The 12,669-nt window shown below is 63.7% G+C and carries 11 protein-coding genes; 5 read left to right on the forward strand and 6 right to left on the reverse strand.

Translation table 11 applies throughout. The features are described from left to right. The 3 genes from IC66_RS0117020 to IC66_RS0117030 all read left to right on the forward strand — a co-directional run. On the forward strand, positions 1–1,074 hold a 1,074-nt coding region (locus IC66_RS0117020; protein WP_038948427.1), incomplete at its 5' end, for an ABC transporter ATP-binding protein. Further along, complete coding sequence (locus tag IC66_RS0117025) at positions 1,071–1,985, forward strand: ABC transporter permease (protein WP_028140279.1); 915 nt, start codon at positions 1,071–1,073, stop codon at positions 1,983–1,985. The genes IC66_RS0117020 and IC66_RS0117025, both read left to right, overlap by 4 nt. 4 nt (positions 1,986–1,989) lie before the next feature. Continuing rightward, positions 1,990–2,802: an ABC transporter permease gene (locus IC66_RS0117030; RefSeq protein ID WP_028140278.1), complete on the forward strand. Its 813-nt coding sequence runs from the start codon at positions 1,990–1,992 to the stop codon at positions 2,800–2,802. Here IC66_RS0117030 and IC66_RS0117035 read toward each other — a convergent pair. The 5 genes from IC66_RS0117035 to IC66_RS0117055 all read right to left on the reverse strand — a co-directional run bounded on the left by IC66_RS0117035 (position 2,735) and on the right by IC66_RS0117055 (position 8,250). Next, complete coding sequence (locus IC66_RS0117035) at positions 2,735–3,727, reverse strand: hypothetical protein (protein WP_038948428.1); 993 nt, start codon at positions 3,725–3,727, stop codon at positions 2,735–2,737. The two genes, IC66_RS0117030 and IC66_RS0117035, sit on opposite strands and share 68 nt — an antisense overlap. Before the next feature lie 113 nt (positions 3,728–3,840). Continuing rightward, positions 3,841–4,692: a carbohydrate ABC transporter permease gene (locus IC66_RS0117040; RefSeq protein ID WP_018317827.1), complete on the reverse strand. Its 852-nt coding sequence runs from the start codon at positions 4,690–4,692 to the stop codon at positions 3,841–3,843. Then, positions 4,689–5,561 (reverse strand): carbohydrate ABC transporter permease, encoded by an 873-nt coding sequence (locus IC66_RS0117045; RefSeq protein ID WP_028140277.1) that lies wholly within the window; start codon positions 5,559–5,561, stop codon positions 4,689–4,691. Before IC66_RS0117045 ends, IC66_RS0117040 begins: the two co-directional genes overlap by 4 nt. A gap of 93 nt (positions 5,562–5,654) precedes the next feature. Beyond that, complete coding sequence (locus tag IC66_RS0117050) at positions 5,655–7,040, reverse strand: ABC transporter substrate-binding protein (protein WP_028140276.1); 1,386 nt, start codon at positions 7,038–7,040, stop codon at positions 5,655–5,657. Positions 7,041–7,269: 229 nt separating this feature from the next. Continuing rightward, positions 7,270–8,250, reverse strand: a complete 981-nt coding sequence (locus IC66_RS0117055) for a LysR family transcriptional regulator (protein ID WP_038948430.1) — start codon at positions 8,248–8,250, stop codon at positions 7,270–7,272. 118 nt (positions 8,251–8,368) lie between these two features. On the opposite strand from IC66_RS0117055, the gene IC66_RS0117060 reads away from it, so the two are divergent. Beyond that, positions 8,369–9,442, forward strand: coding sequence for a 4-oxalomesaconate tautomerase (locus IC66_RS0117060; RefSeq protein ID WP_028140275.1), 1,074 nt, complete (start codon positions 8,369–8,371; stop codon positions 9,440–9,442). A 68-nt stretch (positions 9,443–9,510) separates the two neighbouring features. After that, a complete protein-coding gene (dctA, locus tag IC66_RS0117065; protein ID WP_028140274.1) occupies positions 9,511–10,896 on the forward strand; it encodes a C4-dicarboxylate transporter DctA in 1,386 nt (461 codons plus the stop codon). A gap of 115 nt (positions 10,897–11,011) precedes the next feature. Here the strand turns inward: dctA and IC66_RS0117070 are convergent. Further along, the coding region (locus tag IC66_RS0117070; protein ID WP_038948432.1) for an AsmA family protein at positions 11,012–12,669 on the reverse strand (1,658 nt) is incomplete at its 5' end.

The following is a 12,669-nucleotide window of genomic DNA, read 5'->3' on the forward strand; positions in this document are numbered from 1 at the left end:
GCCAAAACCTTTGGCACCTTCCGCGCCGTGGATGGCGTCTCGCTGGACATCAAGGCTGGCGAATTCTTCGCGCTGCTCGGCCCGAGCGGCTGCGGCAAGACCACGCTGCTGCGCATGCTCGCCGGCTTCGAGGCGCCGGACGAGGGGCGCATCCTGCTCGGGGACAAAGACATCGCGCAGGCGCTGCCGCATGAGCGCCCGATCAACATGATGTTCCAGAATTACGCGTTGTTTCCGCATCTGTCGGTGCGCGACAACATCGCCTTCGGCTTGAAGCGCGCCGGCATGGCACGCGCCGACATCGCCGGCCGTGTGGCCGAGATGGTCGCCCTGGTGAAGCTCGAAGGGCTCGAGAAGCGCAAGCCGGATCAGCTCTCCGGCGGCCAGCGCCAGCGCGTCGCGCTTGCCCGCGCACTGGCGCGCCGCCCGCAACTGCTGCTGCTCGACGAGCCGCTCGCGGCGCTCGACAAGAAGCTGCGCGAGAATACGCAAGGCGAGCTGATGGAGCTGCAGCGCCGGCTCGGCATGACCTTCATCGTCGTCACCCACGACCAGGAGGAAGCCATGACGATGGCGAGCCGGATCGGAGTGATGAACACCGGCAGGCTTGCTCAGGTCGCGAGCCCCCGCGAGCTCTATGAAGCTCCGCGCTCGCGCTGGATCGCGGAGTTCGTCGGCGACGTCAATGTGTTCGACGGCGAGACCAGATTGCGCGACGGTCATCGTCTGGTCATTGGTACGCGTGATGCGGGTACGCTGGTGGTGGCCGAGCCGCGCGAACCGGTCGGCGCGGGAAGATTCTCGATCGCGATTCGTCCCGAGAAGATCAAGTTGTCGCGCCGCGCCCCGGTCAGCGAAGCCGGTCGTGAAACCACGATCAACAGCCTGGACGGTGTGATCGCGGACATCTGCTATCTCGGCGGCACCACCACCTATAAAGTGAAGCTCGATACCGGCGGAATCGTACGGGCCTCCGTCTCCAACAGCGCGCGTCTGTACGTCGACGCCTATAGCGTGGGCCAGCAAATCGTCGCCTGGTTCACGCCCGATGATTGCGTGGTGCTGCCGTCATGAGCTCCCGCCGTATCTTCGCGCGTCCGGCGCGCTTTGCCGCGATCGCCCCCTATGTCTGGATGGTGCTGTTCTTCCTGGTGCCGTTCGCGTTCGTGCTCAAGATCAGCCTGTCGCTGACGGCGATCGCGCAGCCGCCTTACGAGCCGGTGTTCGACCTGATGGCGGGGTGGGACGCGCTCAAGGCGGCCTTTGCCGCACTGTCGATCGACAATTTCAAGCTGCTCGTCTCCGACGACATCTATGTGTTCGCCTATGTGCGCAGCCTCACCGTCGCTGTGACCGCGACTGCGCTGCTGCTGCTGATCGGCTATCCCATCGCCTACGGCATGGCGCGACTGCCGAAGAGCTGGCAGGCGGTGGCGATGGTGCTGGTGATCGTGCCGTTCTGGACCTCGTTCCTGATCCGCATCTATGCCTGGATCAACATCCTCCAGCACGACGGGCTGCTGAACCAGATCCTGCTGGCGCTACACCTGGTCAGCCAGCCCCTGGTCTGGCTTTCCACCGACAGCGCGATGTATATCGGCATCGTCTATTCCTATCTGCCGTTCATGATCCTGCCGCTCTACGCCACGCTCGCCAAGATGGAGCCAGCGCTGGAGGAGGCGGCTGGCGATCTCGGCGCGCCACCGTGGCAGGTGTTCTGGCTCGTCACCTTCCCGCTGTCGCTGCCCGGCGTCGGTGCCGGCGTGCTGCTGTGCTTCATTCCCATCGTCGGCGAATTCGTCATCCCGGACCTTCTGGCCGGCTCCAATTCGCTGATGATCGGCCAGACCCTGTGGCTCGAATTCTTCACCAACAAGGACTGGCCGGTCGCCTCTGCCGCGGCCATCGTGCTGCTGGTGGTGCTGCTGATGCCGCTGCTGCTGTATGAGCGGCTCCAGAAGCGGCAGCTGGAACAGGGGCGCTGACGCCATGCGCAAGGTCTCACGCCTGTCCCGTTTCAACATCGCCTCGCTCGCGCTCGGGCTGGCGTTCCTTTACTTGCCGATCCTCATCCTCGTCATCTACTCCTTCAATGCTTCGCGGCTGGTGACGGTGTGGGGCGGCTGGTCGCTGCGCTGGTATCACGAGTTCTTCAACGACCGCGCCATGATCGAGGCGGCCTGGATGAGTTTTCGCGTTGCGGTCTCCTCCGCGACCATCGCCACGCTGCTCGGCACGCTCGCCGCGGTCGCATTGTCGCGCGGCGAGCGCTTCCGCGGCCGCACGCTGTTCTCCGGCATGCTCTACGCGCCGCTGGTGATGCCCGAGGTGATCACCGGTCTGTCGCTGCTGCTGTTGTTCGTCGCGCTGAACGCCGAGCGCGGCTTCTGGACGGTGACGATCGCCCATACCACGCTGACGATGTGTTTCGTCGCCGTGGTCGTGCAGTCCCGGCTCGGCTCGCTCGACCGTTCGCTGGAGGAGGCGGCGATGGACCTTGGCTGCGACCCGGTCCGCGCCTTTCTTTCGGTGACGCTGCCGTTGATCGCCCCCGCGATCGTCGCAGGCTGGATGCTGGCCTTCACGCTGTCGCTGGACGATCTCGTGATCGCGAGCTTCACGACCGGGCCGGGGTCGGCGACCTTGCCGATCCGGATCTATTCCGAGGTGCGGCTGGGCGTGAAGCCGGAGATCAACGCGATCTGCACGCTGGTGATCGCCCTGATCGCGGTGGTCATCGTGATCGCCTCGCTCGCTTCGAAACTGTCGAGCTCGCAGGGCGAGAGCGCGGCGCCGCTGTAGCCGTTCGTGCAGCGTGCCATCCTCGCGCCGCGCCCTGCACCGCCGCCCCGAGTTGCCGCAGCGCCAGGGCGTCGAGCGGGAATTCCAGCAGGATATGGATCAGGCTCAGCGCCAGCAGGAAGGTGAAACCGAACGCGTAGTCGTAGAAGTAGAGCGCGGTGGAGGCTGCGCTGGCGGCGGCCATCGCCGCCAGCCGCGCCTTCGGGACTGCGGTCCAGCGGATGACGTCGGCTTTGATGAACCAGTTGAGGTAATGATAGGTATAGACGAAGGCGAGCAGGCTCGTCAGCCTGGTGTCGAGGACGAGACCGGGTACGCCGAACAGCCGGCTGAGCGCCGGGCCGACATTGCCGAAATAATCCTGTCCAACCCGGGCAAAGCTTGCGATCCGGACTTCGGCGGTTGGCGGCAGCAGCAGGATCGTAGCAATCGCGACGAGGTAGACAGCCACCAGCGCAGCCTGGACGCGGCTGCCGGATCGGTGCGCGCCGAGCACCATGAAGATCAGCGTGAACAGCGAGACGTGGACCAGGGTCGGAATCAGGATGCCGATGACCGCGAGCGAAGACCCGCTCGAATACATGATCGCGGACAGGGCGAGTGCCGTCATGAACAGCAGCATGCTCTCGATCGCCGAGGTGGTGGCCGCGAGCATGGCGCAGACGATCAGCGCGCCCCACATCGCAAAGCCGAACCAGGAGGCGTTGTCGATCAGGGCCGCGACCACGGCGATGATTGCGAGGGCTGCCGCAATCCCGCGATGTGGCAGGTAGTAGCTGCGGTCGTGCAGCCACGAAATCTCGGTGAAGTAGTGCGCCGGGCCGAGCACGACATAAGCCAACAGGAGCAGTTCGAACGGCATCAGATAGGCCGCCGCGAGCGCCAGCAGCATCAGGCCGAGATGGATCGCGTCGTTGCTGCGCATGATGCCGTGCCCTGCATTGGGGCACGGAGGTTAGAGCAGGCGTGGACAACCCGCAATTGTCCACGTTGTCGCTCGAACGTCCTGCTTGCGGCGACCCGTTGCGTCCTGTCGCGTCAGGACTTCACCGCACCTGCCGTGAGCCCGCCCACCATGTAGCGGCGGAAGGCATAGTAGATCGCGGCCGGCGGCAGTGCGTAGATGAAGCCGGTCGTCATCAACAGCTCCCAAGGCGAGTCGTCGGCGGCGAGGAAGTTGCCGAGCGCGACGGGGAGGGTGATCTCGCGGTCGTTCGAGAGCAGCAGGAACGCGTAGAGATATTCGTTCCAGGCCAGCAGCACCGCATAAGTGCCGATCGCGACCAGCGAGGGCATCATCAGCGGCAGGTAGACCAGACGGAAGATCTGGAGGGTCGTCGCACCGTCCATCACGGCGGCTTCGTCCAATTCGACGGGCAGCTTGTCGGAGGCCTGCTTGAGCACCCAGATCGCGTAAGGGCTGGCGATGGTCACCATCGCCAGGATCAGCGACCAGTGATTGTTGAGCAGGCCGTAATTGCCCATGGTGCGGTACATCGGCACGGCAAGGAACGCCGCCGGGATGAAATAGGTGAACAGCGCGAGATTCATCACGACCCGCCCGCCGGGCACCTTCAGCCGCGAGATCGAGAATGCCGCGGCGGTCGCGATGAACAGCGTCAGCACGCCGACGGATGCCGCGATCACCAGCGAGTTCCAGAACTGTATGTAGAAGTCGCGCAGGAAGTAGTGCTGTTGCTTGAACACGATTTCGAAGTTGTGCAGCGTCGGATGGTCCGGCCACAGCTTGCCGGAGAATGCGTCCTCCTTCGGCGAGATCGCGAACAGGAACATGTGGTAGATCGGAATCATCGTCCAGAGGAAGACGGGAATGCCGATCAGCAGCAACCGCGCTTCGGTTGCGACTTCGCGCAGGGTGGGGAGCTTCATCGCGACAACCGTTTCATCATGAAGTACACGAGCGGCAGGACGAACGGCATTGCGCAGACGATCGATGCCATGGCCAGGCTGAGCTGGTCGAGCCGGAGATAGCGGATGCCGAGGGTCGACAGCACATGCGTGAGGTCGGCCGGGCCACCGCCGGTGAGCAGATAGACGCTGTTGAAGTCGCCGAGCGTCCAGATCATCGAGAGCAGCGTGCAGGTGACGTAGAGCGTCTGCATCGACGGCCAGGTGATGTAGCGGAATTTCTGCCACCAGCTCGCACCGTCGACCTCGGCGGCCTCGAACAGATCGTGCGAGATCGCAAGGCGGCCGGTGATCAGGATCAGCGTCCAGAACGGCAGCGACTTCCAGATGTGCACCGCGATCGCCATGCTGAGCGCCACGGTGGGGTCGTTGAGCCAGTTCGGGCCGTCATCGCCGGTCAGGGAGAAGATGAGGTGATTGACCATGCCCCATTCGGGATTGAGCATGAACCGAACCGACAGGATGGTCGGGATCGACGGCACCGCCCAGGGCAGGATGAAGATCACCGAGAGCCATTTGATCCAGGGGCGCTGCACCGCGAAGAAGCCGGACAGGAACAGCGCGATCAGCATCTTGATGTTGATGCCGATGACCAGGAAGATCAGCGTGTTGACCGCGGCGCGCGCGAAGATCGGATCGTTGTAGAGCGCGACATAATTCGACGGGGCCCGCGCCAGCCACAGCCCGTAGCCGACGGGGTAGACCACGAAGGCAAGGAAAACGAGCAGATAGGGCGCAAGCAGCACGATGCCCCAGACCTGCGGCGGGGTCAGCCGCGACGACAGGGGCGGGCCGGGGAGTGCCTGATCGCCAGAGAGCGTGATCGCCATTCTTTTCGGACTCTTCAAAGAGATGCCGGCCGCGAAACGCGGCCGGTGTTGTTCTAGCACCTCTCCCCGCGAGGCGGGGAGAGGCAGGATGATTTAGCCCGCGACCTGCTTGATGCGGGCGATCAGTTCGTCGACGGCCTTGTCGACCGGAACCTTCTCGCTGACGACGCGATTCATCGCCTTCGCCCACACGTTCTCGTTGTTGAGGATCGTGAACTTCCAGTTTTTGGTGAAGTCGAACGCCGCGGTGCCGCCCTTGAACTGCGTGTAGACGGCCTTGCGGTGCTTGTCAGCCTGCCAGAACGGGCTTTCCTGGCTTTCCTTCGTCACCGGGAACCAGCGGCCGAGCGCGCCCTCGATGTAGGGGCGGACGTTCTCTTCCTGGAGCAGGAAGCTGATGAACTGCTTGGCCTCTGCCTTGTTCTTGGCCGCGGTGAAGACCAGTCCGGTCTTGACGTCGGAGCGGTAGCGGATGGTCGAACCATCCGGCGCCTTCGGGAAGGACGCCGTCACGATGTCCTGCTCGTAGGCCTTCTTGCCGGCTTCGCGCTGTTCGGGCGTGAGCGCCTGGTTCTGGGAGTCCTCGAACCACTTCGCGGCGATCGAGATCGTGAAATTGTGGGTCATCACGATGGTCTTGTTGTGGAACGCGACGTTGTTGTCGGGATCCTTCCAGGTCGTGGAGGATGGCGGCGTGCAACCCTTGATGTAGGTGTCGGTGTAATCCTTCATCGCCTTGATCAGGTTCTCGCGAACCGTGGGATCGTCGACCGTGAGCTTGCCGTCGTCGTCGACCAGCTTGACGTGGTAGGCGTCCATGAAGGTGTAGAACGACTGGAAGGCGTCGGTGGATTCCACGCCCATCGGCTGGCCGACGGCATAGATGCGCTGGCCGGTGGCCTTGCGGATCCCCGGCTGCACCTTGTCGCACCAGAACGTCCAGTAGCCCGTCCAGTCGTTCGGGATATCGGCGAGCTTGAAGCCGGACTTCTCCAGCATGTCGTTCCAGATCTGGACGTGCATGCTCTGCTGCTTCAGCGGGAAGCCGTAATAGGCCTTCTTCTTGGTGACGTCGTTATAGAGGATCGACGCATCCAGCGTGTTCTGCACGAACCGGCCCTTGATCGGCTCCATCACGTCGGAGAGATCCTCGAGCTTGCCTTCATAGGCCCACTTGCCCTGCGCCTGGACGTCATAAGAGTCGGAATAGGCGACATCGGGCACGGTGCCGGCATCGAGCGCGGCGACCGTCTTCGGAATCATGTCCTGGATCGCGTATTGCGACAATTCGACCTTGATGCCGGTCTTGGCTTCGAACTTCTTGATCGTCTCGATCAGTGCGTCGTCTTCGGAGCGATAGAAGCCCTTGCCCCACCAGACCGTGATCGTCTTCTGCTGCGCAAATGCGGGTGCAGCGGCTGCAAACAGCCCGGCCGCAGCGACCGCCAGTGATACTGCGCCAATAACCTTGGATTTCACGTTTTTCTCCCTCAAACGGCCGGTGTTTTTAACCGGTCGTATAAAACACTAGCGCATGGCGTTAGCTCGATCTAGCGGCATGTTGTCAGACATAGGTCGCGGGGATGGGCCTTGCGGAGATCCTTAACGCGTGCATCGATCCAATCACCGCATCAATTCGCCCTGATCAATTCGCGCCTTCCGAGGAACTCCAGTTTGGGGAACGGTCTCGTCCCGCTCGGGCGAGCCGTCAGCGCTTCCGCTTTAGACCCGTCGATATCGTGTTCGAACTTGCCTCAGCGGATCGGGGCCGCGGCTTGCCATGCCCGCTGGCTCGAGAAGGAGAGCGCCATGCCTCGAGGAGCATCTTCAAAAACTGGCTGGCATGCGGCGATAGCGTCGCCCCGCGCCTGCGCACGATTCCGATCGTCCGCGACACTTCCGGCTCGATCAGCCGAACGGTGTGAATGATCGGATGACCGGCGGCGGGCGTCGCGAGCCTCGGCAGCACAGCGATGCCCAATCCCTCTTCGACCAGGCCAAGCGAGCCGGAGAGGTGGGCGACTTCATAAGACCAGTTCAGCTGCAGGCCCTGCCGCGCCAGCGCATTGTCGATCAACGCGCGATTGCCGCTGTTGCGACCGACGGTGATGACCCGGTGCGACACGATCTCCGACCAGCTCACCTGCTTGCGCGAAGCCAGCGGATGGTCATGACGGCAGGCCAGGACGAACGGGTCCTCAACCAATTTCTCGAATTCGATTTCGGCATGCGAAGCGCCGATGAAATTGATGCCGAAGTCGGCTTCTCCGCGCGCAACCGCTTCCAACCCCTCATTGGCGCCGATATCCAGAATGCGGATGCGGATGCGCGGATACGCTTCGGCGAACCGGCCGATCGCTCGCGGAAGAAAATAGAACACCGCTGTCGGCACCGCAGCCACGGAGACCAAACCCGAACTTCGCGCGCCGATATCATGGATGGCGAGCACCGAGGTCTCAAACTCGTCGATGAGACGGCGGACCTTCGGCAGGAAGTCGCGGCCCGTCATGGTGAGATTGACGTGGCGCGTGGACCGTTCGAGCAGCGGCGCTCCGAGACTTTCCTCCAGCTTCTGAATGCGCCGGCTGAGCGCCGGCTGGGACAGATTGAGCGCCTTCGCGGTCCGGACGAAGCTGCCCATCTCCGCGACGGTGATGAACGCCTTGAGGTCGAGCAGTTCTGCGTTCATGGCAAGGCTCCATTATGTCGATTGACGAAATAATACCTCAGATATTTGCATTTCACAAAAGAGTTCGGAGGGAGGATGCTCTGGTTCAGGCGAGCATGTCGCCGAACGGAAGAACATCATGAACGATCAGATTGCCATTCCCTGTGTGGTCATGCGCGGTGGGACCTCGCGCGGACCGTTTTTCCTGGCTCGCGACCTTCCTGCCGATCCCAACGCGCGCGACGCGGTCCTGTTGTCGGTAATGGGAGGTGGGCACGATCTCGGAATCGATGGAATCGGCGGCGGCAATGCCGTGATCAACAAGGTCGCGATCATCGGACCGGCAACGGTGCCCGACGCCGATGTCGACTACCTGTTTGCCCAGGTGCGCGTTCGCGAAGGGATTGTCGATACCTCGCCGAACTGCGGAAACATGCTGGCGGCGGTCGGGCCGTTCGCAATCGAAGCTGGCCTGGTCGCCGCTACCGCAGATCGCACCCATGTGCGTATCCATAACGTCAACACCGGTAAGCTGATCGATGCGACGGTCGCCACTCCCGGAGGACGGGTGACCTATGAGGGCGGGGCGCGGATCGACGGGGTACCGGGAACGGCCGCGCCCATCGAACTGTCGTTCCCCAACGCGGCCGGCGCACGCACCGGTCGCCTGTTGCCGACAGGACGTCCGGTCGACCGTATCGGAGGGATCGACGTGACCTGCATCGACGCAGCCATGCCCGTCATGCTGGTCCGCGCGGCAGATCTCGGATGGACCGGCCGCGAGGCCCCTCCGGCCTTCGCCGACGGCGCCTTCCGCGGGCGGCTCGAACATTTGCGCATCGAGGCTGGACGCCGGATGGGTTTTCCGGATTCCGCGTCAATGGTGATTCCGAAGCCGGTTCTGATCGCGCCTGCAAGCGGGGCGGCGTTGAACGTCAGGTACTTCATGCCGCACGACTGCCATAGCGCGCTGGCGGTGACCGGTGCCGTCGCGATCGCGACCGCCTGTGTGACGCCCGGGACGATCGCCGCAGAGATGGTTGGATTGCTTGCACCTCCGGTGCCGATCACGCTCGCCCATCCCTCCGGCCAGCTCGTGGTTCGGCTGGAGCCCGGCCCGGTTGCCCGGGTGCAGCGGACAGCCCGGCGAATTCTCGAGGGCCATGTCTTCGCCCGTCGATCGCACGTCCCTCATTCAGTCCTGGCAGCCTGAAGCCGGACCGCTTTCAAAGCCTTCAAAAATCAGAGCCATGAAAAATCAGAGCCATGGGAGAAACGAGAATGCAGAAGCAAGCGCTGGTCGGGCCCGTGAACAGTGAGACGCGAAAGCCATTCTACCGGATCCTCTACGTCCAGGTGCTGATCGGTCTCATGTTGGGCGTCCTCACCGGCCATCTCTGGCCTGAGTTCGGTGCCGCGCTGAAGCCCTTCGGCGACGGCTTCGTGAAGCTGGTCAAGATGATGATCGCGCCGATCGTGTTCTGCACCATCGTCAGCGGCATCAACAGCATCAGCGATTCCCGCGAGGTCGGCCGCACGCTGGTGAAATCCATGGCGCTGTTCTACCTGCTGACCGTGCTCGCACTGCTGGCCGGGCTGGTCGCCGTGTTGCTGATCCAGCCGGGCGTCGGCATGCATGTGTCCGTCAGCACGCTGGATCCGTCGGTGGCCGCGAAATTCACCAAGCAGGCGAGTGCGACCGGATTTGCGGACTTCATGCTGCACATCATCCCGCATTCCTTCTTTGGCGCGTTTGCCGACGGCGAAGTGCTGCCGGTCCTGCTGGTCTCCATCCTGATCGCCTTTGGCCTGAGCCGTGCCGGCGATGGGGGCGCGGTGGTTACGAAGGCGGTCGATTCCTTCTCTCAGGTCCTGTTTGTGTCCTTTGGCTTCGTCATGAAGCTCGCTCCGCTCGGCGCCTTTGGCGCCATGGCGTTCACCGTGGGCCGCTACGGCATTCGATCGATCGGCTCGCTCGGACTGCTGATCCTGACATTCTATATCGCCTGCTCCGTCTTCGTGGTCGTCGTGCTCGGCACGCTGGCGCGGCTGAACGGCTTCAGCCTGTGGAAGACCATTCGCTACTTCAAGGAAGAGCTGCTGATCGTGCTCGGCACATCATCGTCGGAACCGGCGCTGCCGGGAGCGCTGCGCAAGCTGGAGCAGCTCGGATGCCGGAAAGGCGTGTCCGGCCTCGTGTTGCCGATGGGCTATTCCTTCAATCTGGACGGCAGCGCCATCTATCTCACCCTGGCCTCCATCTTCATCGCGCAGGCCTGCGACATCCACCTGTCGTGGGGGCAGATTGCGGCGATGCTCGGACTGATGCTGCTGACGTCCAAAGGCGCGGCTGGCGTCACCGGCAGCGGCTTCGTGGCGCTTGTCGCGACCCTCTCCGTCATGCCGGATCTGCCCGTGACCGGCGTGGCGCTGCTTGTCGGCATCGACCGTTTCATGTCGGAAGCGCGGGCGCTGACCAGCATGATCAGCAACTGCGTCGCAGCCATTACCGTTTCGCTGTGGGAGGACGCCTGTGACCGCGAGGTGTTGGCTCGCGAACTGGGAGGAAGCGGCGCTCTCAAGGTCGCGGCCGGATCGAAGATCGGTGGAGGAGCAGTGCTGCAGGGGGACAAGGCCTGGATTTCGACGACGCAATCGGCCGCTTAACGCCACCTCCGGGATGCAATCGGCCGCACTGCTCGATTTGGATTTGGCAAGTCGCTGGCATGTCGAGCTTGTTGAGCTCGGGCTACCGAAATCCGCGAAGGCTGCGTTGATCAGCCTAGTTGGATTTGGCGTTTTCCTTCGCGTTCTCTTTGGCGTTCTCCGCCGTCGGCGATTCCGCCGGTGGAGGACGCTTTCCGCTGCCGGTGATGCGCTCGATCGCGGAGCGCACGGCGTCGCCCCCCTTGCGATCCTTCAGCATGTCGAGCAGCGGCGCGGAGGCCGGCGAGCGGCGGATCAGGCTTTCCGGATCGGGGAAGATCAGGGGATCGTCCCAGGGGCCCTGCACCACGAATGGCAATTCGAATCCCGACGTGCTGTTGAGGCTCGCCACGCCCTTCATGTCGTATTCGCGCGTCGGCACCGAGGCGGTGCCGGTGAGCGTAATCTTCGCCGCCGGCCCTTCGACACGGATGTCTTCGGCGGTCGCGACCCCATCGGAGAATTTCACGGCGATGGTGAGATTGTTGTACGGCGTCGAACCGTTGCGGAAATTGCCGCCGCCGGACAGCGGCCGCCGCTCCAGGCGCTTCAGCAGCTGCTCGGCATTGAAGCCCGAGATCGCGCCGTCATGGCCGGTGACGGTGGCGCTGCCGTCGAGCGACTGCACGAGGCCGAACGGGCTCGAGCCCGAGGCGAAGAGCGACACGTTGATGTTGCCGCGACCGGATAGCTTGCTGAGGCCGAACAGTTCGGTGGCGCAGGCCTGGAGATCGACGTCGGTGAACTGGAATTGCGCCTTGATGTCGGCGACGGTGTCGGAGCGCGCGATGCCGAACGAGCCCTTGGCGATGCCGCCATAGACCTGCGCCTCGCCGACCGAGAGCGCCAGCGTGCCGTTGCGCAAATTGGCGCCGATCGCGGTGCGGCCGAGCCTGGTCGGCCCCACCGTCAGCTTTGCTGCCGACAGGCGCATGTCGAGGTCGGTCGTCGACAATCCGTTGAGATCGAACAGCTGCCTGTTCCAGTCCCGCGCGCCGCTCGCGAGCAGGCGGAAGGTGGAGATATAAGGCGTGAAGTCGAGCGCGTCGGCGGCAAGCGTCGCCTGCAGCGTCTGCCGGCCGTTATTGGCGTAGGTCATGACGCCCTCGGCGGCATTGCCGTCGAGCTCGACATTGACGTTGGTGAGCGCGATCGAGGCGCCGACGACGTTGGCGCGCGCCTTCAGCACGAAGCGGCCGAAGCCGCCGCTGGCGGGCTGTGGCTGCCCGGTCCAGCGCAGCGCGTTGCGCAAGGAGGGGCTGTCGATCGTCAACGTGCCCTCCATCATCGGGCTGGTGCGGTTGGCGACGCTGCCGTCGAAGGCGAGCTTGAGCGGCGCGCTGGCGATCCGCGCCTTCAACCCCGAGCGCTCGCCGGAGAGGGCGGCGACGAAATCGGAAAAGCTGATCGAGCCGTCGACACGCTCGCCGCGCCAGTCGAACTGTCCGGTCGCGGCGAAGGAGCGCGAGATCGAAGGCCAGGCCAGGGACAGGTCGATGTCCTCGAACTTCTCGGTGCCGTGCGTGGCGGCGTCCTCGTAGTCGAGCACGCCGTCCTGGATCCGGATTTCGGAGAACGAGACCTGGTTCTCGGCCCCGGGCTTCATGGTGCGCGCGATGGTCTGGATGAAGGGCGTCCAGTTGCTCTGGCCGTCCGGCTTCAGGCTGACATGGATGCGGGGCCGCAGCAGCGTCAGGTCGGAGATCTCGAACCGTTGCAGCAGCAACGGCAGCA

The organism is Bradyrhizobium genomosp. III (genome assembly GCF_000261705.1).
Taxonomy (GTDB): Bacteria; Pseudomonadota; Alphaproteobacteria; order Rhizobiales; family Xanthobacteraceae; genus Bradyrhizobium; species Bradyrhizobium ottawaense.